The 23,749-nt window shown below is 61.7% G+C and carries 23 protein-coding genes and 1 tRNA gene; 10 read left to right on the forward strand and 14 right to left on the reverse strand.

The genetic code is table 11. The features are described 5' to 3' along the window. Positions 1 to 169: 169 nt before the first annotated feature. The 4 genes from ahpF to cfa all read right to left on the reverse strand — a co-directional run bounded on the left by ahpF (position 170) and on the right by cfa (position 4,327). Positions 170 to 1,786 (reverse strand): alkyl hydroperoxide reductase subunit F, encoded by a 1,617-nt coding sequence (ahpF, locus tag QZ190_RS16095; RefSeq protein ID WP_291918361.1) that lies wholly within the window; start codon positions 1,784 to 1,786, stop codon positions 170 to 172. 164 nt (positions 1,787 to 1,950) lie between these two features. Beyond that, entirely contained in the window at positions 1,951 to 2,517 is a 567-nt protein-coding gene (gene ahpC / locus QZ190_RS16100; RefSeq protein ID WP_291918362.1) for an alkyl hydroperoxide reductase subunit C, read from the reverse strand. A gap of 131 nt (positions 2,518 to 2,648) precedes the next feature. Continuing rightward, a complete protein-coding gene (locus QZ190_RS16105; protein ID WP_291918364.1) occupies positions 2,649 to 3,089 on the reverse strand; it encodes a DUF423 domain-containing protein in 441 nt (146 codons plus the stop codon). Between the two features lie 62 nt (positions 3,090 to 3,151). Continuing rightward, the gene (cfa, locus tag QZ190_RS16110; protein ID WP_291918366.1) at positions 3,152 to 4,327 is read right to left on the reverse strand and encodes a cyclopropane fatty acyl phospholipid synthase; all 1,176 of its coding nucleotides are present in this window, start codon (positions 4,325 to 4,327) and stop codon (positions 3,152 to 3,154) included. 248 nt (positions 4,328 to 4,575) lie between these two features. On the opposite strand from cfa, the gene QZ190_RS16115 reads away from it, so the two are divergent. The 3 genes from QZ190_RS16115 (at position 4,576) to QZ190_RS16125 (ending at position 8,389) form a co-directional block, all read left to right on the forward strand. Next, positions 4,576 to 5,334 carry a 3-hydroxyacyl-CoA dehydrogenase gene (locus QZ190_RS16115; protein ID WP_100118977.1) on the forward strand — a complete coding sequence of 253 codons (759 nt, stop codon included), beginning with the start codon at positions 4,576 to 4,578 and terminating at the stop codon, positions 5,332 to 5,334. Between the two features lie 146 nt (positions 5,335 to 5,480). Beyond that, positions 5,481 to 7,295, forward strand: a complete 1,815-nt coding sequence (locus QZ190_RS16120; protein ID WP_291918370.1) for a gamma-glutamyltransferase family protein — start codon at positions 5,481 to 5,483, stop codon at positions 7,293 to 7,295. A gap of 110 nt (positions 7,296 to 7,405) precedes the next feature. Continuing rightward, complete coding sequence (locus tag QZ190_RS16125; RefSeq protein WP_291918372.1) at positions 7,406 to 8,389, forward strand: tripartite tricarboxylate transporter substrate binding protein; 984 nt, start codon at positions 7,406 to 7,408, stop codon at positions 8,387 to 8,389. A 94-nt stretch (positions 8,390 to 8,483) separates the two neighbouring features. Here the strand turns inward: QZ190_RS16125 and acs are convergent, their stop codons facing one another. Beyond that, positions 8,484 to 10,445 carry an acetate--CoA ligase gene (gene acs / locus QZ190_RS16130; RefSeq protein WP_291918374.1) on the reverse strand — a complete coding sequence of 654 codons (1,962 nt, stop codon included), beginning with the start codon at positions 10,443 to 10,445 and terminating at the stop codon, positions 8,484 to 8,486. Between the two features lie 173 nt (positions 10,446 to 10,618). On the opposite strand from acs, the gene QZ190_RS16135 reads away from it, so the two are divergent. Genes QZ190_RS16135 through murI form a run of 3 tightly spaced genes read left to right on the forward strand, consistent with a single transcriptional unit; the run spans position 10,619 to position 13,737 of the window. Continuing rightward, positions 10,619 to 11,218, forward strand: coding sequence for a TIGR00645 family protein (locus tag QZ190_RS16135; protein ID WP_291918376.1), 600 nt, complete (start codon positions 10,619 to 10,621; stop codon positions 11,216 to 11,218). Between the two features lie 46 nt (positions 11,219 to 11,264). Beyond that, a complete protein-coding gene (locus tag QZ190_RS16140; protein WP_291918378.1) occupies positions 11,265 to 12,818 on the forward strand; it encodes a fumarate hydratase in 1,554 nt (517 codons plus the stop codon). 55 nt (positions 12,819 to 12,873) lie between these two features. Then, the gene (murI, locus tag QZ190_RS16145; RefSeq protein ID WP_291918379.1) at positions 12,874 to 13,737 is read left to right on the forward strand and encodes a glutamate racemase; all 864 of its coding nucleotides are present in this window, start codon (positions 12,874 to 12,876) and stop codon (positions 13,735 to 13,737) included. Here murI and QZ190_RS16150 read toward each other — a convergent pair whose 3' ends face one another. The 6 genes from QZ190_RS16150 to QZ190_RS16175 form a co-directional block, all read right to left on the reverse strand. Then, a complete protein-coding gene (locus QZ190_RS16150) occupies positions 13,738 to 15,039 on the reverse strand; it encodes an MFS transporter (RefSeq protein WP_291918382.1) in 1,302 nt (433 codons plus the stop codon). 12 nt (positions 15,040 to 15,051) lie between these two features. Continuing rightward, positions 15,052 to 15,678 carry a DUF6806 family protein gene (locus QZ190_RS16155; RefSeq protein WP_291918384.1) on the reverse strand — a complete coding sequence of 209 codons (627 nt, stop codon included), beginning with the start codon at positions 15,676 to 15,678 and terminating at the stop codon, positions 15,052 to 15,054. Positions 15,679 to 15,696: 18 nt separating this feature from the next. Then, positions 15,697 to 15,788: transfer RNA gene (locus QZ190_RS16160), tRNA-Leu, on the reverse strand. Between the two features lie 39 nt (positions 15,789 to 15,827). Further along, on the reverse strand, positions 15,828 to 16,220 hold the full coding sequence (locus tag QZ190_RS16165) for an MAPEG family protein (protein WP_291918387.1): 393 nt from the start codon (positions 16,218 to 16,220) through the stop codon (positions 15,828 to 15,830). 116 nt (positions 16,221 to 16,336) lie between these two features. After that, positions 16,337 to 16,507, reverse strand: coding sequence for a hypothetical protein (locus QZ190_RS16170; RefSeq protein ID WP_291918390.1), 171 nt, complete (start codon positions 16,505 to 16,507; stop codon positions 16,337 to 16,339). A gap of 163 nt (positions 16,508 to 16,670) precedes the next feature. Further along, complete coding sequence (locus QZ190_RS16175; RefSeq protein ID WP_291918393.1) at positions 16,671 to 17,303, reverse strand: glutathione S-transferase N-terminal domain-containing protein; 633 nt, start codon at positions 17,301 to 17,303, stop codon at positions 16,671 to 16,673. A 156-nt stretch (positions 17,304 to 17,459) separates the two neighbouring features. Between QZ190_RS16175 and QZ190_RS16180 the strand changes: the two genes are divergently transcribed. From QZ190_RS16180 to QZ190_RS16195, 4 genes are all read left to right on the forward strand, one after another. Continuing rightward, the gene (locus QZ190_RS16180; protein ID WP_291918396.1) at positions 17,460 to 18,395 is read left to right on the forward strand and encodes a nitronate monooxygenase; all 936 of its coding nucleotides are present in this window, start codon (positions 17,460 to 17,462) and stop codon (positions 18,393 to 18,395) included. 54 nt (positions 18,396 to 18,449) lie between these two features. Then, positions 18,450 to 18,899: an FKBP-type peptidyl-prolyl cis-trans isomerase gene (locus tag QZ190_RS16185; RefSeq protein WP_291918399.1), complete on the forward strand. Its 450-nt coding sequence runs from the start codon at positions 18,450 to 18,452 to the stop codon at positions 18,897 to 18,899. A gap of 66 nt (positions 18,900 to 18,965) precedes the next feature. Then, positions 18,966 to 20,144, forward strand: coding sequence for a pyridoxal phosphate-dependent aminotransferase (locus QZ190_RS16190; RefSeq protein WP_291918402.1), 1,179 nt, complete (start codon positions 18,966 to 18,968; stop codon positions 20,142 to 20,144). Between the two features lie 55 nt (positions 20,145 to 20,199). Beyond that, positions 20,200 to 20,478, forward strand: a complete 279-nt coding sequence (locus QZ190_RS16195) for a cupin domain-containing protein (RefSeq protein WP_291918404.1) — start codon at positions 20,200 to 20,202, stop codon at positions 20,476 to 20,478. Positions 20,479 to 20,573: 95 nt separating this feature from the next. On the opposite strand, the gene QZ190_RS16200 is transcribed toward QZ190_RS16195, so the two are convergent. From QZ190_RS16200 to QZ190_RS16210, 3 genes are all read right to left on the reverse strand, one after another. After that, a complete protein-coding gene (locus tag QZ190_RS16200; protein WP_291918407.1) occupies positions 20,574 to 21,806 on the reverse strand; it encodes an acetyl-CoA acetyltransferase in 1,233 nt (410 codons plus the stop codon). A 57-nt stretch (positions 21,807 to 21,863) separates the two neighbouring features. Continuing rightward, positions 21,864 to 23,318: a carotenoid oxygenase family protein gene (locus QZ190_RS16205; RefSeq protein WP_291918411.1), complete on the reverse strand. Its 1,455-nt coding sequence runs from the start codon at positions 23,316 to 23,318 to the stop codon at positions 21,864 to 21,866. A 29-nt stretch (positions 23,319 to 23,347) separates the two neighbouring features. Further along, a partial coding sequence (locus QZ190_RS16210) for a nitronate monooxygenase (protein WP_291918414.1) occupies positions 23,348 to 23,749 on the reverse strand: 402 nt, incomplete at its 5' end.

Consider the following 23,749-nt stretch of genomic DNA (forward strand, 5'->3'; position numbering starts at 1 on the left):
GGTCCCCATTCGCATCGATCTCGTCGCTGTCGATGGTTTCAAAACCGATCAGCTGACGGATCGTCTCCAGCCCGCCGTCCCAAGGGACGGGGGTGATGGTTTTGGCGGTGGGATCGATCACAAAACACGTCATCACTGGGCTCCTGGTGGGGGTAAAAAAACCGCCAGCTTAAACGGCTTCTGCGTGAGCGGGTGTTGGGGCGTCACTCACCGGCAAAGCAGGCATGCGGATCAGGTGGTCAAAAGCGCTCAAGGCGGCTTTGGCGCCCTCGCCTGCGGCAATGACGATCTGCTTGTAAGGCACGGTGGTGCAATCACCGGCTGCAAACACGCCGGGCACATTGGTGTGGCCTTTGGCGTCCACCACGATCTCGCCAAATTTGCTCAGCTCCAGAGTGCCTTTGAGGAACTCGGTGTTGGGCACCAGGCCGATCTGCACGAACACGCCTTCCAGCTCCACCCAATGGTCATCACCCGAGGTGCGGTCTTTGTAACGAATGCCGTTGACCTTGCCGTCTGCACCGGTGATTTCGGTGGTCTGGGCGTTGGTGTGCACCGTGACGTTGGGCAGGCTCTTGAGCTTGCTCACCAAGACCGCATCGGCCTTGAGCTGGTCGGCAAATTCAAACACCGTGACATGCGCCACGATGCCGGCCAAGTCAATCGCCGCTTCGATGCCGGAGTTGCCGCCGCCAATCACCGCCGTGCGCTTACCCTTGAACAAGGGGCCGTCGCAGTGTGGGCAGTAGGCCACGCCCTTGTTTTTGTACTCTTGCTCGCCGGGCACATTCACATTGCGCCAGCGGGCACCAGTGGACAAGATGACCGAACGGGCTTTGAGGCTGGCGCCGTTGGCCATCTGCACCTCGATCAGGCCGCCGGGCTGGCTGGCGGGGATGATTTTGTCGGCTCGTTGCAGGTTCATGATGTCCACTTCGTAGTGGCGCACCTGCGCTTCCAGAGCCGCTGCAAACTTGGGGCCGTCAGTTTCCAGCACCGAGATGTAGTTCTCGATGGCCATGGTGTCGTTGGTCTGGCCGCCAAATCGCTCAGCCGCCACACCCACGCGGATGCCTTTGCGAGCGGCGTACACGGCAGCGGCCGCACCAGCCGGGCCACCACCCACCACCAGCATGTCAAACGGATCTTTGGCGCTGAGCTTGGCCGCGTCGCGTTCACCGGCATTCGTGTCGAGCTTGGCCACGATTTCTTCGACCGACATGCGGCCCGAGCCGAACACCTGACCGTTCAGGAACACCATGGGCACGGCCATGATCTGGCGCGCCTCGACTTCGGCCTGGAAGGCACCGCCTTCGATGACCACGGTCTTGACCTTGGGGTTCACGATGGCCATGAGCGACAGCGCCTGCACCACGTCGGGGCAGTTGTGGCAGCTCAGCGACATGTAGACCTCGAAGTTGAAGTCACCATGAGTTCCCGGATCGAGGGCCTTGATGCTGTCGATCACGTCTTGCTCGACCTTCGGGGGGTGTCCACCGGTCCAGAGCAAGGCCAACACCAGCGAGGTGAATTCGTGGCCCAGCGGCAAACCAGCAAAGCGCACACCGGTACTTTGACCTTCACGCGCCACCACAAAAGAAGGCTTGCGAGCGTCTTCGCCAGAGGTGTCGAGGCTCACCTTGTCGGACAGCCCCACGATGGTTTCCAGCAGTTGTTTCATCTCCAGGCCAGTCTCACTGTCGTCGAGCGAAGCAATCAGGCGAATTGGATGGCGCAACAGGGCCAGGTATTGCTGCAATTGGGCTTTGAGGGTGTCGTCGAGCATGGTGTTCTCCGGTTTCAGGCTGCATTCATCCCAAGCCCACGCTTGTGGCGGGGACTCGGACAGAGGGGGGGTGGATGGAAATCGTTGAGGACAGCACACGCCCGGCTTGTGGCCCGGTTGTGCTGTGCTCAACGCCCTGCGATACAGGGCGCAGAAGTCGAGATTTAGATCTTGCCGACCAGGTCGATGGAGGGAGCCAAAGTCTTGGCGCCTTCTTTCCACTTGGCGGGGCACACTTGGCCTGGGTTGGCGGCGGTGTACTGAGCGGCTTTGAGCTTGCGCAGGGTCTCGGACACGTCGCGGGCGATCTCGTTGGAGTGCACTTCGGCGGTCTTGATCATGCCTTCGGGGTTGATGATGAAGGTGCCGCGCAATGCCAGGCCTTCTTCTTCAATGTGCACGCCAAAAGCGCGTGTCAGGGCGTGTGTGGGGTCGCCAACCAATGGGAACTTGGCCTTGCCCACGGCAGGCGAAGTCTCGTGCCACACCTTGTGCGAGAAGTGGGTGTCGGTGGTCACGATGTAGACCTCGGCACCGGCTTTCTGGAACTCGGCGTAGTTGTCGGCCGCGTCTTCGATTTCGGTGGGGCAGTTGAAGGTGAAAGCGGCAGGCATGAAAATCAGCACGGACCACTCACCCTTGAGGGTTTCGTTCGACACTTGCACGAACTTGCCGTTGTGGAAGGCCTGGGTCTTGAAGGGCTGGACTTGGGTATTGATCAAAGAGGACATGGTGTTTCCTTTGGTGGTTTAAAAAAACTATCGAATGAGATAACTCATTGGTCGCAATCATAATGCAGCCTAGGGTTTCTACTCATGAGTAGTTTCTATCAGCATCATAGGAAAAAGCTTTCAACTCAGCCCTATTGATTTGATCTGCCAAACCCCTTGACCAAACCCACGGCCAAAGCCAGCCAAGCGAATATCCAGGCCATGCCGCCCCATGGCACCAGGGCGCGCAGAGCGTCCCAAGCCCACACATGGCGGGCATAGAGGTTGAAGCTGAACAAAACCAAACCGACCAGCATGAGCCAGCCTGCCGCCTGCAGCCAACGCGACGCCCCACAAACCCGCAGCGCCAGCCCCGTGAACAACAAACCCAGCGAATGGAATTGCTGCTGGCTCAAAGCGGTTTGCACCGCCGTGGGCACGCCCCCGGCAAACACCGACAAATGCGCGAAGGCGGCGCTGAACACCACGCTGGTGCAGGCGCTGATCGCCCCCAAGACCAGAAACCACCGGACCGACAAGGGCCAGACTTGGGATGCGGAATAAGACGTGCGAGCAGGCAAAGAGCTGGACATGAAGGCTGTGCGCAAGGCGAATAATGGAACCAGCGCATTGGAGCACGACTTTGCGAGGTCTTTTAAAGCAGCGGCCTGCGGTAGCCCCCCGCTTGCCCGCTGGGCGACAGCACCACCTGCCACAGCTGGTTGTCACGCGCCCTGAAAGTGCCCGCGCAACACAGCAGGTAATAGCGCCACATGCGGTAAAAGCGCTCGCTATAGCGGTCTTTCAGCGCGGGCCAAGCCGCCTCAAACCGCTCGTGCCAGGCCATCAGGGTTTTGTCGTAGTCCTCGCCAAAGTTGTGCCAGTCTTCCATGACGAAGTGTTCCTCGCTGTAAAACGCGATCTCCGAGGCCGATGGCAGCGCCCCGTTGGGGAAAATGTATTTTTCAATCCATGGGTCGATCCCCGCCCCTGCCCTGTTTTTGCCGATGGTGTGCAGCAAAAAAAGGCCATCGTCCCGCAGGCAACGCCGGGCTATGTCGAAGTAAGCGCGGTAGTTTTTGTGGCCCACATGCTCGAACATGCCCACCGAGGCGATGCGGTCAAAGCGCTGCGCGCCTTGCAGGTTGAACTGCCGGTAATCGGCCAGCTCAAAACGCACAGGCAAATCCCGCGCCTTGTCTGCGCCCAGCTGGGCTTGCGCTTTGGACACCGTGAGCCCCACGCACTGCACCCGGTAATGCTGGGCCGCAAACAGCATCAAACTGCCCCAGCCGCAACCGATGTCCAGCAGCGTCATGCCCGGTTGGAGTTGCAGCTTTTGGCAAATCAGGTCCAGCTTGGCCTCTTGCGCCTGAGCCAGGGTTTGGGCAGCGGGCCAGTAGCCACAGCTGTAGGCCATGGACGGGTCCAGCATGGCTTCGTACAAATCGTTGCCCAGGTCGTAATGCACCTCACCCACCTGCCAGGCCCGGTGCGGCGACTGCAAATTGGTCAGCCGCGCCTTCAGTGATGCACACAGCCAACCGGCCCGGCCCACCTGCTCGTCCAGCCGCGCCCGCAAGATGCGGGTGATCAATTCGTCCACCTTGTCGCAATCCCACCAGCCGTCCATGTAGCTCTCACCCAAACCCAGACTGCCCCGTGTCAGGATGCGGTCGAACGTGGCCGGGTGGTGCACCCGCATGTCCCAAGGCCTGCCGCCCCCAACCCGGATATCGGCCGTGGCCAACAAGGCGCAAGCCCGACGCCAGTTGTCGTCGGTGTGAACCAAAGCCGTTTCCTTCGTGTCCCATGAGAGCTCTGAAGCCATGCGGTTCTCCTGTCCAGATGCCAACCGGGCGGTGCACCCGTGACCTTGACCATGCTAGAAAACCAAAGGCCCTCTGCACATCCAAACAAACCGGTACCCGCGTACTGTGTTTGCGGTAAGCACGGGGGCCAGCAGAGGCTTGACCTCACCACTGCGCCCCCATTTGAGGTCGTGTTGTGCTTTGGCCGTACATGGTCAAAGGGCATAATTGACGTTGACGTAACGTCAATCACATTCAGGAGCAAAACATGGACATTCAAGGCAAAGTTTTCATCGTCACCGGCGGCGCATCGGGTCTGGGCGAAGGCACAGCGCGCATGCTGGCAGCCAACGGCGGCAAAGTCGTGATCGCCGACATGCAGGCTGAAAAAGGCGAGGCCATCGCCAAAGAGCTGGGCGGCGCTTTCGTCAAATGTGACGTGAGCAACGAGGCCGACGGCCAAGCCGTGGTGGCCCAGGCCGTGTCCATGGGCCGCCTCTCTGGCCTCATCAACTGCGCAGGCATCGCCCCGGCCGAAAAAACCGTGGGCAAAAACGGCGCGCACAGCCTGGCTGTCTACACCAAGACCATCATGGTCAACCTGGTCGGCACCTTCAACATGATCCGCCTGGCGTCTGAAGCCATGTGCAAAAACGAGCCCGAAGCCACAGGCGAGCGCGGCGTGCTGATCAGCACCGCCAGCGTGGCGGCCTACGACGGCCAGATCGGCCAAGCGGCTTATGCCGCCTCCAAAGGCGGCGTGGTCGGCATGACCTTGCCCATTGCCCGCGACCTGGCCCGCAACGGCATCCGCAACATGACGATTGCCCCCGGCATCTTCGGCACCCCCATGCTGTTTGGCATGCCGCAAGAAGTGCAAGACGCCCTGGCCGCAGGCGTGCCCTTCCCCAGCCGCTTGGGCACCCCGCAGGACTACGCCAAACTGGCCAAACACATCATCGAAAACGACATGCTCAACGGCGAAGTGATTCGTTTGGACGGCGCTATTCGACTGGCACCGAAGTGAGCTGCTGCGCTCAGGTCGACTTTTGACAGGCCCTGCGGGGCCTGTTTTTTTTCGTGGCTCTTCAGCTTGGCGCAGACCTGGTTAAAAACCGGAAAAGGTGCAAATTCAGGCAAGAATCGCTGGCATCATCTCGGCACGGAGGACCCATGAACATCAACTTGCCATTGAGCCTGACGGTCATGGCGCTTTTAAGCGCCTGCACTACACAGCCCCCCGCCAACGCCCTGCGCTACAGCGTGCCCGATCACGCTATGCAGCCCGAAGCGGCCAGTGGCAACACGGCCAAACCCGGTTGGGCCTACACGCGCCAAGCGGTGGCTGCGGCCAACCCGCTGGCCACCGATGCGGGGCACCAGGTGCTGCGCGCAGGCGGCTCAGCGCTCGATGCGGCCATTGCCGTGCAAATGGTGCTGGGCCTGGTGGAGCCGCAGTCGAGCGGCATTGGCGGCGGCGCGTTTTTGCTGCACTTTGATGGCCAAAAAGTTACCGCCCACGACGGGCGTGAGACCGCCCCCGCGGGCGCCCGCGCAGACATGTTCATGGACCAAGGCAAGCCGCTCCCGTTCGCCGATGCCGTGCAAAGCGGCCATTCGGTGGGCGTGCCGGGTGTGGTGCGCATGCTGGAGGTGGCGCACCGCCAGCACGGCCGCCTGCCTTGGGCGCAGCTGCTGCAGCCGGCCATCACGCTGGCCGAGCAAGGCTTTCGGGTCAGCCCCCGTTTAAACGCCTTGCTGAACGCCGACGCACTGCTCAAAAAAGACCCGCTGGCGCTGCGCTTTTTCTACCAAGCCGATGGCCAGGCCTGGCCCGTGGGCCATGTGCTGCGCAACCCCGAATACGCGCATGTACTTCGCCTGATCGCTTCACAAGGCAGCCGTGCCCTGCACGAAGGGCCTGTGGCCCAGGCCATGGTGGCCCGCACAGCACAAGCGCCGCGCCCCGGCACCCTCAGCCTGCAAGACCTGGCCAACTACCAGCCCCGCATGCGCGAGGCCCTGTGTTTTGACCACACGGCCGCATCGCGGGCTTACCGCCTCTGTGGCTTTCCCCCGCCGTCTTCGGGCCAGATCGCCATCGGCCAAATTTTGGGCATGCTGGGACACACCGCAGCGCAAGGCCCCGAGCTGGCAAGTGGCCAGCCCTCGCCCGACTGGCTGCACCGTTACACCGAAGCATCGCGCTTGGCTTTTGCCGACCGTGCGCAGTACGTGGCCGACCCGGATTTTGTGAGCGCACCCGCTGGTGACTGGCGCAGCATGCTGGCCCCCGCTTACCTGCGCGATCGCAGTCAGCTGATCGGCAACCAAGCTATGAAAGCGGCCCCCCCAGGCCAACCCGGTGGCCAAACCACCAGCTTCGCCCCCATGCCCACACAAACCGAATACGGCACCAGCCACATCAGCGTGGTCGATGCCCAAGGCCGCGCTGTGGCCATGACCACCACCATCGAAGCCGCTTTTGGCTCGCGCCGCATGGTCACCACCGACCCGTCTCGCCCCGGGGGCTTTTTGCTCAACAACGAGTTGACCGATTTCAGCCTGGCCCCAGCCGACGCGCAGGGCCGCCCCATCGCCAACCGGGTCGAACCCGGCAAACGCCCGCGCTCGTCCATGTCGCCCACCTTGGTGTTTGACAAGACCACAGGCCAACTGCTCATGAGCGGCGGCAGCCCCGGGGGCGCCGCCATCATCCACTACACCGCCAAGCTGCTCACGGGCACGCTGCACTGGGGCCTGAACGCGCAGCAAGCGATTGATCTGCCCAACTTCGGCTCGCTGGGCGGCCCCACTTTGCTCGAAGCCCAGCGCTTTGAGCGCAGCACCGTGGACGCCCTCAAGGCGCGCGGCCACGAGGTGCGCGAAATGGAGATGACCAGCGGCCTGCAGGCCATTGAGCGCACGCCCAGCGGCTGGTTTGGCGGGGCCGATCCCCGGCGCGAGGGCGTGGTGCTGGGCAACTGACACTCAGTCGCGAAAGCGACCACGCCAGGGCCCTGGCTCAGGTTTGCCCTCTTGTCAGTTCATGCCGCTTCTATTGGAATGCTCACACCCCATTCAAACAGGAGACCGGTGTGAAAACCCAAGGCACGTCACGACGCACATTTGTTCAGGCATCCGCCGCCGCCGCGGTCACGGTGGCTTTCCCCACTTTGGCGCAAGCCCAGGCCTTTCCGGCCAAGCCCATCAAACTGATTTGCCCTTGGCCTGCCGGCGGCTCCACCGACGCCGTGATGCGCGCTTTGGCCGAAAGCGCCACCAAGGCCCTGGGCGTTCAAGTGATCATCGAAAACAAACCCGGTGCCAGCGGCATGCTCGGCCCCAACGAGCTGGTTCGTGCCCAGCCCGATGGTTACACCCTGTCGCAAATCACCATCGGCGTGGCGCGTTTGCCGCACATGCAAAAAATGCAGTTCGACCCGCTCAAAGACTTCACCTACATCGCGTGCCTGACGGGCTACACCTTCGGCGTGGTGGTGCGGTCCGACTCCCCCATCAAGTCCATTGCCGACCTGGTGGCCTTTGCCAAAGCCAACCCAGGCAAGTTCACTTACGGGTCGACCGGCAACGGCACCACGCCGCACCTGGCCTTTGCCGAATTCGCCAGCAAAGCCAAGATCGACGTCACCCATGTGCCTTTCAAAGGCAGCGCCGATGGCGTGCAAGCGGTGTTGGGCGGTCACGTCATGTCGCACAGCGACGCCACCGGCTGGGCCCCGCAAGTCGAAGCGGGCACCATGCGCCTGCTGGCCACCTATGGCAGCAAACGCACCAAGCGCTGGCCCAATGTCCCCACGCTCAATGAACTCGGATTCGACACCGTCTCCGACTCGCCTTTTGGCATTGGCGGCCCCAAGGGCATGGACCCGGCCGTGGTCAAACGCCTACACGACGCCTTCAGGAGCACGCTGCAAGACCCGGCCGTGCTGGCCAGCTTCGACAAATACGACCAGTCGGTGATCTACATGGGCACCGAGGAATACACGAAGTTCATCCGCGACACGTTCCAGTCCGAGAAAGCGACCATCGAGCGTTTGGGCTTGGCCATGAAAACCTGACACGCCCCAGCACCATGACAAAAGGCAGCCGAGGCTGCCTTTTGTTTTGGATCGCATGCAGCGGTCAGATGCCCACTGCAGACAGGTCTCAAGATCAGTAAGCCTGACCCAGCTGACCCAAGATGGCTGGATTCTCCAGGGTGGAGATGTCTTGCGTGATCTCTTCGCCTTTGGCCAGCGAACGCAGCAGGCGGCGCATGATCTTGCCCGAACGGGTCTTGGGCAAGTTCTCGCCAAAACGGATGTCCTTGGGCTTGGCAATCGGGCCGATTTCTTTGGCGATGTGGTCGCGCAACTGCTTGGCAATCGCCTTGCCTTCGTCGGTGTTGGGCAACGAGCGCTTGAGCACCACGAAGGCGCAAATGGCCTCACCCGTGGTGTCGTCAGGGCGGCCCACCACGGCGGCTTCGGCCACCAGCTCGGTGCAGCTGACCAAGGCCGATTCGATTTCCATCGTGCCCATGCGGTGACCCGACACGTTCAGCACATCGTCGATGCGGCCGGTGATGGTGAAGTAACCGGTCTTCTCGTCGCGGATCGCGCCGTCGCCAGCCAGGTAGTACTTGCCCTTGAAGTCTTCAGGGTAGTAGCTCTTCTTGAAGCGCTCAGGGTCGCCCCAGATGTTGCGGATCATGGAAGGCCATGGGCGCTTGACGACCAAAATACCGCCTTGGCCGTTGGGCATGTCGTCGCCGGTTTCGCTCACGATAGCGGCCTGAATGCCGGGGAAAGGCAGTGTGCAAGAGCCGGGCACCATAGGGGTCACGCCGGGCAACGGGGTGATCATGTGGCCACCGGTTTCGGTCTGCCAGAAGGTGTCCACGATGGGGCAACGGCTGCCGCCCACGTGCTGATGGTACCACTCCCAAGCGGCGGGGTTGATCGGCTCGCCAACCGAGCCCAGCAAACGCAAGCTGGTCAGGTCGTAGCTCTTGGGGTGCACGGCGTCGTTGGCTTCAGCGGCTTTGATCAGCGAGCGGATCGCAGTGGGCGCGGTGTAGAAGATCGAAACTTTGTGGTCCTGGATCATCTTCCAGAAACGGCCAGCGTCGGGGTAAGTGGGCACGCCTTCGAACACGATCTCGGTGCCGCCCAAGGCCAAGGGCCCATAGGTGATGTAGGTGTGGCCGGTGACCCAGCCGATGTCGGCCGTGCACCAGAACACATCATCCTGCTTCAGGTCGAAGGTCCACTTGGTGGTCAGCGCAGCGTGCAGCAAATAGCCGCCCGTACTGTGTTGCACGCCTTTTGGCTTGCCGGTGGAGCCGGAGGTGTAGAGCAAGAACAGGGGGTGCTCGGCACCCACCCACTCGGGCTCGCAGGTGGTGGCTTGCTTGTCGGCCAGATCGGCCATCCACAGGTCGCGACCTGCAGTCATGGCGATGTCAGCGCCCGAGCGCTTGACGACCAAAACATTCTTGATGGAGCCGCAACCGCCCAGGTTGATGGCGTCGTCCACGATGGCTTTGAGAGGCAGCAACTTGCCGCCGCGCACCTGGTTGTCGGCGGTGATCACAGCGACAGCGCCCGTGTCTTCGATGCGGTCGCGCAGCGACTGGGCTGAGAAACCACCGAACACCACCGAGTGGGTTGCGCCAATGCGGGCGCAGGCTTGCATGGCGGCCACGCCTTCGATGGACATCGAGATGTAGATGACCACACGGTCACCCTTTTTGATGCCCAGGCTCTTCAAGGCGTTGGCGTATTGGCAGGTCTTGGCCAGCAGCTGGCTGTAGGTGACTTGGGTCACTTCGCCGCCATCGGCTTCAAAAATAATGGCGGTCTTGTCGCCCAGGCCTTTTTCGACGTTGCGGTCCAGGCAGTTGTAAGAGGCGTTCAGCGTGCCGTCTTCAAACCACTTGAAGAAAGGTGCGTTGGACTCGTCCAGCACCTTGGTGAAAGGTGTCTTCCAACTGATCAGCTCTTTAGCCAAACGGCCCCAGTAGCCCTGGTAGTCGGTTTCGGCTTCCTTGCACAGCGCCTCATAGGCCGGCATGCCCGAGATGTGGGCGTTTTTCACAAAATCGGCGCTGGGTTGGTAAAGGGTGGAACTCATCAGTTTTGTCTCCTCAATGACATGACGTTGTTTAAAACTGGTGCAAATGTCTGCTTTCGCTCTTACAAAGCACTGACTGACGCCAGTCTTGCACAAGTTTCGCCTGAAAGCACCGATCTAAGCCCTAAAATCCGGGTTTGCCCGAAGTCACGGACTTCCTAATCTGGAAAACCATGTCCAAACCCACACCACCGAATAAAAGCAATTTGAGCCCATTGAGCAGCTTCATTTTCGCCAGCCGTTGGCTGCAATTGCCTTTGTACCTGGGCCTGATTGCTGCACAAGCTGTTTATGTGTTCCATTTTTGGGTGGAATTGGTGCATTTGCTGGAAGCTGCTTTTGGCAGCCAAACCGCGCTGCAAGCCTTGGTCAGCAGCATTGGCTACAAAACCGATGTGCAACTGACCGCCCTGAACGAAACCGTGATCATGCTGGTCGTACTGGCTTTGATTGACGTGGTCATGATCTCCAATTTGCTGATCATGGTCATCGTGGGTGGCTACGAAACCTTTGTCTCGCGCCTGAACCTTGAAGGCCACCCCGACCAGCCCGAGTGGCTGAGCCACGTCAACGCCTCGGTGCTCAAGGTCAAGCTGGGCACAGCCATCATCGGTATCAGCTCGATTCACTTGCTCAAAACCTTCATCAATGCGGCCAACTACGATGAAAAAGTGCTGATGTGGCAAACGCTCATCCACATGGCTTTCCTGCTCAGCGCGATCGCCATTGCTTATGCAGACCGCCTGATGTCTCACCACGACAAAGCCCAATGAGCGTCTGACCACGACCGATTTTTGATTTTCACGGGATCACACCACCATGACCACACTGATCAAACAAGACGACCTGATTGAATCCGTTGCCGCCGCCCTGCAGTACATCAGCTACTACCATCCGGCCGACTTCATCTCGCACCTGGCCAGCGCCTACGCGCGTGAGCAAAGCCCAGCCGCCAAGGACGCCATCGCGCAGATCCTGACCAACAGCAAGATGAGCGCCATCGGTCACCGCCCGATTTGCCAGGACACGGGCATCGTCAACGTCTTCCTCGAAGTGGGCATGGATGTGAAGTTCGACGGCTTCACCGGGAGCCTGGAAGACGCGGTCAACGAAGGCGTGCGCCGTGGCTACAACCACCCCGACAACACGCTGCGCGCGTCCGTCGTGTCCGACCCGCATTTCAACCGCAAAAACACCAAAGACAACACCCCTGCCGTCATCTTCACCAAGATCGTGCCCGGCCACCATGTGCATGTGACCGTGGCGGCCAAAGGCGGCGGCAGCGAAAACAAGTCCAAGATGATCATGCTCAACCCCGGCGACAGCATCGTCGACTGGGTGCTCAAAACCGTGCCCACCATGGGCGCGGGCTGGTGCCCACCCGGCATGCTGGGCATCGGCATCGGCGGCACGGCCGAGAAAGCCGTGCTGATGGCCAAGGAAAGCCTGATGGACGACCTGGACATGTACCAGCTGCTGGAAAAATCCAGCAAAGGCGAGAAGCTCGACCAGGTCGAAGAGATGCGCCTGGAGCTCTACCACAAGGTCAACGCCCTGGGCATTGGTGCGCAAGGCCTGGGCGGCCTGACCACGGTGCTCGACATCAAAATCAAGATGTACCCCACGCACGCGGCCTCCAAGCCCGTGGCCATGATCCCCAACTGCGCCGCCACGCGCCATGCGCACTTCGTGCTCGACGGCTCCGGCCCCACCTATCTGGAAGCGCCATCGCTCGATCTATGGCCCAACGTGGGCTGGACGGCCGACACCGAGAAAAGCCAGCGCGTGGACCTCAACACCCTCACGCCCGAGCAGGTCGCCGCCTGGAAACCTGGCCAAACGCTCTTGCTCAACGGCAAGATGCTCACCGGCCGCGACGCTGCGCACAAGCGCATCCAGGACATGCTGGCCAAGGGCGAGAAGCTGCCCGTGGACTTCACCAACCGCGTGATCTATTACGTGGGCCCCGTGGACCCCGTGGGCGACGAAGCCGTGGGCCCCGCAGGCCCGACGACGGCCACCCGCATGGACGGCTTCACCGAAATGATGCTGGCCCAAACCGGCCTGATCGCCATGATCGGCAAGGCCGAGCGCGGCCCGGTCGCGATTGAAGCCATCAAGAAGCACAAGAGCGCTTACCTGATGGCCGTGGGCGGCGCCGCTTACCTCGTGTCCAAAGCCATCAAGCACGCCAAGGTCGTGGGCTTTGCCGACATGGGCATGGAAGCGATTTACGAGTTTGACGTGGTGGACATGCCCGTCACGGTGGCGGTGGACGCGGGCGGCACCAGCGCCCACACCACCGGCCCCGCCGAATGGCAAAAGCGCATCGCCACGGGCGAGTTCAAGGGCATTGGCGTCACAGCAGGTTGATGCAGCAGATCTTGACCAGGCCGCGCAAGCGGCCTTTTTTCAGACCCGCCACCCCATGACTTCTGACCCGCGCCCCATCGGCGTGTTTGACAGCGGCATTGGCGGTCTGAGCGTGCTGCAGGCTTTGCAAAAAGAACTGCCGCACGAGCGCTTTGTGTACCTGGCCGACAACGCCCACGCGCCCTATGGCGAAAAAAGCGAAACCTTCATCCGCGAGCGCACCCACGCGATTGCCGATTACCTGCTGGGGCAGCACCACATCAAAGCCCTGGTCGTGGCCTGCAACACCGCCACCGCAGCGGCCATCCACGAATTGCGCGCCCGGCACCCTGCGCTGCCGCTGGTGGGCCTCGAGCCCGCGCTCAAACCGGCCTTGGGACTGAGCCACACCCGGCACATTGGCGTGATGGCCACCCGGGGCACCGTCGCCAGCGACAAATTCGCCCGCCTCTTGGCCAGCGTGCAAAGCGAGGCGCATTTTGAGGTGCAGGCCTGCAACGGCCTGGCCTTGGCCATTGAACAAAGCACCCTGCCCGATCAAGCCGAGGCTGCGCAAGCGCAAATCGCGCATTTGCTGCAGACCTACACCCAGGCCATGGGCTGCTTTGGTTCGGCACCGGGCGATATCGACACCCTGGTGCTGGGTTGCACCCACTATGTGTTTGTCGAAAACGATTTGCGCCAGTTGTTAGGGCCCGATGTGCAACTGGTCTCCACGGGCGAACCTGTGGCGCGTCAAACGCAGCGCTTGCTGGCGGCGGCTGGATTGCTCAACCCTGGAAAGACAAATGGGGCTGCGCAGCCCGTACGCTTGTTGACCACGGGCGACTTGCAGGGCCTGCGAGCCGCCGCACAGCGCTGGCTGGGCCTGCCCCCTGAGGTTTGTGAGGCTGTGCCTGCCGCGCTGCAAGGCGCGTGATCAGGCGGGCGATTGCGCCGCCAAACGACCGCGCTCTACGTTCACTGGCATCAAGAGCACCAAGCCCAAGATGAACAGCAGCGAGGTGGATCCGATCGCCAAGCGCTGGTTGCCGTCACTCAGCCAAGTGATCAGGCCATAGGTCAGGGGTCCCAAAATGCTGGCCAAACGGATGGCAAAAGTCCACAGACCAAAAAACTCGCCCAAGCGCTGCGGCGGCACCATCAAACCCGCCATGGCCCGGCCCGACGACTGGCTCGAGCCCATGCAAAAACCGGCAATCGCCGCCGCCCACCAGAACATGGCCTTGTCAGTCGACAGCGCTGCAATGAAGCATGTCGCCACCCAACCCACCAAGGTCAGCGCCAGTGTCAGCTTGTGCCCAATGCGGTCTTGCACATGTCCGAGCAGCAAGGCCCCGGCGAAAGCGGCCAGATTCAACACGAAGATCAGCACCATGGTTTCTTGCGGCTGAAAGCCAATGACCTGCTCGGCATATATGGCCGCCAGCGTGATGGCTACCGCCACCCCACCTTGGTAGGCCACGGCACACGCGAGCAAACGAGTGAAATCCTGATAGGGCAGCGCCTCGCGCAGGGTCTGGCGCAAGCCGCGCAGGCTTTGCACCACGGTCACCACCGGGGCATTCGGTTGCGGCGGGGAGTGCTCGCGCAGCAGGGCAAAGGTCACCCAAGCCGCTGCGCCGTAAACGGCCGCCGTGATCCACATGGTCACCGGCACGAACTGTCCACCCGTCTCGCCCCGCGCCTGGGCGGCCAGCACATAGGCCAGGCAAATGCCCAGCGTCAGCATGCCGCCGATGTAGCCCAAAGACCAGCCCCAGCCGCTCACTCGGCCCATGGCCTCAGGCCTGGCCAGTTCTGGCAAAAACGAGGCCGTGAGCGACTCGCCATAAGAAAAGAAAGTGTTGGACAGCACCAGAATGAACAAGCCCAGCGCCACTTGGCCCGGCCCCACCAGCGACAAAGCCGCTGTGCTGATCACGCAGCCCGCCGTGACCCACATCAGCATGCGTTTTTTGCCCGCCACCCGGTCGGCCCAGGCCCCCAGGCCCGGCATGGTGAGCATCACAATCAAATACGACAGGCTCAGGCCCGATGTCCACGCCAATGTGGCCCAGTCGGCCCCGTCGGCCACACCGCCCACAAAATAGGCGGCAAACACGGCCGTGATGACCACCGTGGAATAACCCGAGTTGGCAAAGTCGTACATGGCCCAGCCAAAGACCTCGCGCAAACGCACACCCGGGTTCAGCGCAGAACGAATGCCTTGGGCGTTCATGGTGCGAACCAATCAGTGCAGATGCCGTGGGCGACGGCCACCGCCACCGTGACCGTTGCCGCCGCCTGGGCCGCGTGGCGGTTTGCCAATGTCCAGAGAACTCACCAAGCTGTCAAAGCGCTGGCTGAACAGCTTGTCGATCTCGGTCACCACACCGGATAACTCGGCCCCGTCAAAATGGCGCTCCATCATGTTGACCACGTCGTGCACCAGCAAATCGCGCTGGGCCTGCATGATGGCGCCTGGATCAGGCCCCACAAACAGCATCACGAAATCGTCGCGCGACTCGCCACCACTGGCCTCGTCCTCGTCGTCGAATTCCGTATCGTAAAAGGTCACTTCGATCTGGGTGCCTGCAGAAGACAGATCGTTGAGGTTCATGCAGAGATCGTCCATAACCATGCGGAAATCCTCGTCGCCGCGCACAGTCCAGCACATGTTCAGGCGCTGGGTGGTGGCATCAAAACGGATGCCCGGCTCCTCCTCGTAGAGGCTCACAGCGCCTTCATGCAAAGAGCGCGCCCCGGCGTAATGCCAAAGGGGTTTGAGCGCCTCCTGAATCGCCTTGATGTCGGTGCCGGGTTTGATCGGCACATCACCATGCACGTGAATCTCAAGCGGTGCGTTGTCGTGGTTCATGATGATGTTTTCCTCAAATGGTGCCCCGGGCCGGAATCGAACCGGCACGCCCCTTTTCAGGAAGCAACGGATTTTAAGTCCGGTGTGTCTACCAGTTTCACCACCGGGGCAGAGCGCTTATTGTGCCTTGATAACGCACTGTTTCTGCTTCAGTTGGTCTGCAAATTCAGCATGGCCAGCGCAAACAGGGCCACCACCGTGAGGTAAGCCGCAGACCAGACCATGGTGCGCCATTTGGCTTTGTTGGTGACGTAGAAAAAAACATAAGCCACCCGCGCGGCGATGAAGAACAAGGCCAGCGCATCCACCGTGGCCGGGTCGACCCCGGTGAGCAAGGCCAAAATGATGCCTACCGCAAAAAACGGGAAGGCCTCAAAACAGTTGGCCTGCGCGGCATTGGCCCGCGCACGGAACCCGGTTTGGCTGGCCAGCCAGGCACGGGGGTCGCTGTTGTCGTAGCCCTTGAAGCCCGACTTGGCGATGCCCGCACACACCACGGGCATGATGCCCGCCACCAACACGGCGCCATAAGAAATCAACATTCAGACCTCCTGAATCAGCGGCCCACGCTGGGCAGGCCCTGCAAAACCGAAAAAAAAAAGCCACTGAGTTCATCAGTGGCTCGGCACTGGCCCGGCAAAGGCCGGGCGCACCGGGTTCAACCGCCCTTTTTGGAGCGCTTGCCGGGGTTTTTCTTGCTGCGGGTCGCGACACCGCGCTCCAAGCTCACACGCTGGCCACGGCCGCCTGTGCGCATGGTCACGCCGGGCAATGCGGGCAGTGGGGGGGTGAATTTACGATCTGCTTCGGTGACGATTTTGTTGCCCATCTGTGGCTCCGGATAAAAAATGCAAAACGATATTAAGCCACAAGAAAGGCCCTGTTCGCGCCAGCGGCCCCGCAAGGCTGAAGGATTTTGGGGGGCAGGACCGCCCCAAACGCACGTCGCTCGCCACTTTGGCGAGCCTGCGCCGCATCAAGCTGAGACCCGATCAGTCCCGGCGCAGCGCCACGGCAAAGCCTTTTTGCACCGCAGGCCGGGCCATCATGGCCTGGTACCAGCGCAGCACATGGGGGAACTGCTGCAAATCCACCTGATGGCGCGGATGCCGCCAGACCCAGCCCAAAATGGCGAAGTCGGCGATCGACAAGTCCCCGCCGAAATACTCGTGCTCGGCCAGGCGACGGTCCATCACGCCATACAGGCGCAGGGTCTCGGCCATGAAGCGCTCAAAACCGTAGCGTTTGTCCGCCTCGTGGCTCAAGGGCGCGTAGTGGTGCACCTGGCCCGGGGCTGGGCCAAATCCGCCCACCTGAAACATCAGCCACTCCAGCGCAGACACCCGGCCAGCGCCCCGGGCGGGCAGGAATTTCCCGGTTTTTTCGGCCAAGTAAATCAGGATGGCGCCGGACTCAAACACCGTTTGCGTCAGGCCATCGGGCCCGTCGGTGTCCACCAAAGCCGGGATCTTGTTGTTCGGGCTGATTTTCAAAAAAGCCGGATCGAATTGTTCTTTGAGGTTGATGTCCACCACCTGCACCGCATAGGACAAACCCATCTCTTCCAGCGCCACGGTGATTTTGCGGGCGTTGGGGGTGTCAAAAGCAAAAAGCGTCAAAGCCATGGGGTGCAACTCCTGTTGGATCAACGAGTTTAAGCAACATCAGACGCTTTGCAGGCCCCGTCGGCGACTCGCTTTTCAGGCATTGGCGACCACTGCGCGACTGCTGAGCCTGAGGGCGGCACTTAAGATGCGTCATTTGACCCCTAAGGCCCCACCATGAACCGCGTTTTGGCCCACACCGGAGCCCGCTACCCCATCTTGCAAGCCCCCATGGGCTGGATCGCCCGCAGCCCTTTGGCCATGGCCGTCTCGCGTGCAGGAGGGCTGGGCATCATCGAGACCTCCTCGGGCGAGACCGAGAACTGCCAACGCGAAATCGCGGCCATGCTGGCCTCAGGTCTGCCCTTTGGTGTGAATTTGCCCATCCGTTTTTTGAAAGACGACGCCATGCTGCGCTACGTCTGCGACTCGGGCATCCGGTTCGTCACCACATCAGCGGGCAGCCCGGCCAAATTTGTGGCGCCCTTGAAAGCAGCAGGCATCGCGGTCTACCACGCCGTGCCCACGCTGGACGCCGCCCTCAAATGCGCCGATGCCGGGGTCGATGGTTTGGTGGTGGAGGGCTCCGAGGGCGGGGGCTTCAAGAACCCGGAAGAAGTCAGCACCCTGGTGCTGCTGCAGGCCATCCGAGAGAAAACCGATCTGCCCTTGATTGCGGCCGGGGGCATCGTGGACGGGCGCGGCATGGCGGCAGCTTTTGCCTTGGGCGCCGAAGCGGTTCAGATGGGCACCCGCTTTGTGGCTTGCGCCGAAAGCCCGGTGCACGCGCACTACAAGCAAGCCATTGTGGACGCGCCCACCACCGGCACCTACATGCTCAACACCAAGTCCTCACCTTGCATCCGCGCACTCAAAGCGCCTTTCACCCAAAGCCTGCACGAGGCGGGCCTGATGGGGCCCGACGCATTCCAGGGCATTCAGGACGTGTATTTCGGGGGCAACATGAACGCCGCGCCCGCCCTCGCGGGACAATCTGCGGGTCTGGTACACGAAGTCTTGACAGCCGGACAGATCATCGATCAAACCGTGGCCGAGTTCCGCCGCATCAGCGCCCGCTTGGGCCAACTGGCACAGAACGCCAATTTTGGATAAAGGCTTGTCCCGTACGTGAAGCCCCCGCCCCCCTTTTTGCACAAAAATCAATCCATGACAACCTCTTTGAAACTCTGCACCGCCGCCTTGTCCCTTTGCTGGCTGGCCGCAACACCTGCCCGGGCCCAAAACACCGTCACCGCAGCTGCGGCCCAGGAGCCGGGCGCGCAAGTCACGGCCTCGGGCATGGTCTACCGCTCCCTCAAAGACGGCACCGGCGCCAGCCCCAAGGCTTCTGACGCGGTCAAGGTCCATTACCGGGGCACCTTGCCCGACGGCAAAGAGTTCGACAGTTCCTACAAACGCAACGAGGCCATCGAGTTCCCCCTGAGCCGCGTCATCCCCTGCTGGACAGAGGGCGTGCAACTGATGAAGGTGGGCGGCAAGGCCAAGCTCACTTGCCCGCCAGCCACCGCTTATGGCGATCGCGGCGCAGGTGGCGTGATTCCCCCCAAAGCCACTTTGTTGTTCGAGGTCGAGTTGCTGGCCATCAACGGCAAGTGATTGGCCAGTGAACTGCCAATGATCGATTGTTCAAGCCCCACAGCCAAGCAAGTCACGGAACACCCCATGAAACGCCAATCTGCCCGCATGGATGCGGTGGACAGCCCCATCATCCCCACCATCGCCAAGCTGGTGCGCGAGAACCCCGGCACCATCTCCTTGGGCCAAGGCGTCGTGAATTACGGCCCCCCAGCGCAAGCCGTGGCCGAGTTGCCCAAGCTCATGGCCGATACCCAGCTGAACAAATACCAGGCCGTGGGCGGCATCGCCCCCTTGGTGGACCGCTTTCGGCAAAAACTGGCCGAGGACAACCAGATCCACTGCGGCACCGAGTCGATCGTCATGGTCACGGCGGGCAGCAACATGGCCTTTCTCAACAGCGTGCTGGCTGTGGCCGACCCGGGCGACGAATTCATCTTGCCCATGCCGTTTTACTTCAACCAGGAAATGGCGATCCGCATGTGCGGTTGCGTGCCTGTGCCTGTGCCCACGCACAGCGACTGGAGCCTGGATGTCGACGCCCTGGCCGCCGCCATCACACCCCGCACCCGCGCCATCGTCACCGTCTCACCCAACAACCCCACCGGGGCCGTGTACAGCGAAGAAAGCCTGCGCGCAGTCAACGCTTTGTGCGCCCGCGCAGGCATCTACCACTTCAGCGACGAAGCCTACGAATACTTCACCTACGACGGCGTTCAGCACTTCTCACCCGCATCGATTCCGGGTGCACAAGGCCACACCCTGTCGTTTTATTCGATGTCCAAAAACTTCGGCATGGCCAGTTGGCGGGTGGGTTATGTGGTCTTCCCGGCCGACCTGTTTGGGGCCATGAACAAGGTGCAAGACACCAACCTGATCTGCGCCCCGGTGGCCTCGCAATTGCTGGCGCTGCAAGCCCTGCAGCTGGGCCGCGACTGGGTGCAGCCCAAAGTGCAGGCCCTGGCCCAAGTGCGTGCACAGGTCAACCAGGCGCTGCAAGGCCTGGGCGATCTGGTCGAGTTTCCGCACACCCAAGGCGCTTTTTATGTGTTGATGAAACTGCCCGGTGTGTCCGACCCCATGGCTTTCAACCGCGCCATGACCGAAAAACACCGCGTGGCCACCCTGCCCGGGTTTGCCTTTGGCCTCAGTGACACGGCCAATGCCAACTACCAGCGCCTGTCCTATGGGGCCCTGGACGCCGCCACTGTGGCCGAAGGTGTGGCGCGCTATGTGGCAGCGGTCAAGGACTGGTACCAAACCTGACCTGCCCATCTGTTCCATCCAAGCCCAGCATTCTTAATTCACCAAAGGCCCTGCCATGACCACTCCCACCCTCGAAAGCTTCACCGCCCAGTCCCTGGATGAAGGCTTTGACGAAATCATCGTGCGCGAGTGGGATGCTGACCTCAAGCTCGAGACCCACACCCACCCTTTTGACGTCAGCGCCTACGTGGCACGCGGGGAATACTGGCTGACCATGGGCGAGGAGGTGAAACACCTGCAGGCCGGTGACTTCTTTCGCCTGGCCCGCAATGTGCCGCATGCCGAGCTGTACGGCGCACAAGGCGCCACAGTCTGGGTGGCGCGAGCCAACTGAGACTCGTCTCCACACAGGCCCCGCGCGGGCCTGCGACCGGCCCACCCGCGCCCGATACCTTTGCCTTGGGCAAAGAGCGTCAGCCGCTGAGAGGCTCAGCCGCGCTCCACCACGAAGCTGACCACCGTGGCGCACGAACCACCAATGTTGAGTGTCTGCATGCGGCGTGCGCCTTCGATTTGCATCTCGCCCGCCTGACCGGTGACTTGCCGGGCCGCATCCCAGACCATGCGCGACCCGGTGGCGCCCACAGGATGGCCGCAACCGATCAGGCCGCCACTCATGTTGATTGGACACGTGCCGCCCGGTGCAATCGTGCCGTCTTCCACCGCTTGCCAGCTCTGGCCCGGCGGGGTCAGTCCCAGGTGGTCAATGGCCACGTATTCCGTGGTGGTGAAGCAATCATGGGTCTCGATGCCATCCATGGCCTGAACACCCGCCACCCCGGCACGCTGCCAGGCGTCTTCCAGAGCCTGACGCAGGTGGGGGAAGACATAGGGCTCTTGCGCACTGCGCTCGAACTTGTCCAGCAGGCGCAGACCCGCATTGCGGTGGCCCCAACCGCTGATGCGCGCCATGGCGTCCAGCGATTGCCCAGTGCGGCGGGCATGCTCCTGTGCAAAACGGGCCGATGCGATGACCACAGCGCAACCCCCATCGGTGATCTGGCCACAGTCCTGGCGGCGGGTGCCGGGCTCGATCACCGGGTTGGCCTGGTCATCGTCGGTGAAGCTCAGTTCATTGAACTGCCAGTGGCGCGTTTGTGAAAGCGGGTTGCGTTTGGCGTTGCCGTAATTGATCTCGGCAATGCGGTTGAGGTGCCGGCGGTCCAGGCCGTAACGCCGCTCGTACTCTTGCGCCACCCGGCCAAAAGCAGCGGGCCACATGTAGGTGCAGTCAAAGCCCTCACGCCCTTGCCAGCCCGCAGCGTTCTGGTTGACCGATGCGGTGTTGCCATCGGTGTTCTTGAACTCTTCGGCGCCCAGGACCAGCACACAGTCGTAACGACCGGCTTCGATTTCCGCCATGGCGGTCAGCAAGGCCAGAGACGACGAGGCGCACGCGCCTTCGTGTCGCATGGCCGGTGCACCCCACAACTCGGGCACCACCTGCGCCACCATGGCGCCCAGATGAGCCTGTTGACGCTGCAGCTCGCCAAAGGCATTGCCGACGTGGATGCTCTGGATTTGCGTGGGCTCGACCTGGGCCTGGTTGAGCGCGCCCAAAGTGGTCTCACGCATGATGTCGGAGATGTCCTGCCCGTGGCGGGACCAGGCTTTTGAAAAGTCGGTCTGGTGACCACCAAGGATGTAAATGGGGGTGTTCATGTGTTGCTCCAGTTTGAAATGGGGGAAGAAAAGCCGATGCTCAGACGGCACCAGTCATCATTCGAATTCGCCAGCATCGGCCCAGCACGCATGGGTGCCACTGCTGATGCGGTGGGGCAGCATGATGCGGGCCACAGGCCCGGCATTGAGGTCGCGTGCGTTCAGCACCAGGCACTCGGACCGGTCGGTCTTCATGTCACTGACAAAGCTGACCACGTAACCGTCGTCCTCGTCCTGGGCGTCTGAACATGGCGCCATGGGCGATTCGCTGCCGTAGCGCCCTTCACCAAAAAGGTGCTGTTGTGATGTCCCCGTGGTGTGGTCGTAGCGCATGACACCGTCAAACAGGAAGCTGCCCGGGTGCGCCACCATGTTGTAGGAATACCGGTAGGGGCGACCCCAGTGGCAGCAGTTGATCATGCCGAATTCAAGGTACCGCTCGTTCAGCCGTTTTTCCTGCACGGCACCGGTGCGCAAGTTCAAGCGCCATTCGTACAGGGTCGGGCCGTAGCGCTCCGGCCCCAAAGTGTTGCCAGTATTGTCGTAGCCGCGTTGGGGCATAGGGGTTTTCTGATGGAAGCCGTGCAGCACGATCTCGTCGCCCTCCTCCCAGGCATTGAGCCAATGCAGGACATAGGTCGGGCTGGCTTCGAACCAGCGGATGCCGCTCTGAGGGGCGTGCCGCCTTGGCACCACCGCAAAACGCGCGGGCTGGTCCTGGCGGTAAATCAGCTTGTGCTTGCCCTTGGGCAGCAGGGCCTCGTCCCAGTGGAGGGGAAAGTCATTGAGGATGGCGAAGTGTTCTGTGAACACCATGTCGTGCGGCAGGCGCGGGCCCGGCAGCGGCACGGGCACGTAGTGCACCAATTGGTTGTGACGGTCCACCTCACCGTAATGCATGAAGGGGGCGTTTTTGCTGTAGTTGAAAAACAAAAGATCGCCGGTGCGCGGACACACTTTGGGATGGGCCGAAATCCCGTTGTCAGGCAAGACCGCAGCGCCCCAGTCGGCCACCCCCAAGGGCTCCAGTGTGCGGGGGTGAAAGCGGTAGGGTTCGCCACACTGGTAAAAGGTGGTCAGGGCCGCACCAGCGTGCACGATGACATCGGTGGCCGAGGTGTCTTTGAGGCCCCCGCGCGCGCCCCAGCCGGGCCTTTGGGCGAGCGCGGGTGGGTCGATCAGGCCGGCATACAGCGCTTGCCCGGCAGCCTGTTCCTCCATGAAACCCTGGGTGCGCAAAAAGCGATTGCGGTACTCCACCTGGCCATGGCGAAAGCTGAGCAAATGCAGCATGCCATCGCCATCGAACACATGGGCCGTGCCCAAGGGCTGGTGCACCGGGTTTTGGGTGTTGCGCAGGTAGACGCCATTGAGGCGCTTGGGCACTTCGCCAATCACCTCCAGATCGGTCGCGTTGTATTCGGTGTAGTTGGGTGCAAAGGCCCCACTCATGTAGGGGTGCTGACCCGGCACCAGGGTGGGCTGGATGCGCTGAACAACTTCGGATTTCATGCGGATTCAAAAGTAATAGTGGGGTGGCTTCAAAAAGAAGGCATGGCAGAAAATCGCTGCCGCGCTGCAGCGTATTCAACAGCCAGTCGGTTCACCACTGCGGCAGTGGATTCGACCGCCTTGATGGCTCCCACGCCTTGCCCGGCAGCCCACACATCGCGCCATTTTTTGGCCCCAATGGCCTGGTTGCTGTCATAACTGCGGGCAGGTGCCGACGGCAAGTCGTCGGGGTCCAGCCCGTTGGCCTGGAGGGAAGGCTTGAGCCAGCTGGCCGGCGTGCCGGTAATGCCGGCGCTGATGACCAGATCGTCGGCGGTGCTGTCCACCAGCATCTGTTTGTAGGCCGGATCGGCCATGCTTTCGAGTGTGGGGATAAAGCGTGTGCCCATGTAAACCAGGTCGCCCCCGGACGCGATGACACCTGCCACACC

Source organism: Limnohabitans sp., assembly GCF_017848645.1.
Taxonomy (GTDB): domain Bacteria; phylum Pseudomonadota; class Gammaproteobacteria; order Burkholderiales; family Burkholderiaceae_C; genus Limnohabitans_A.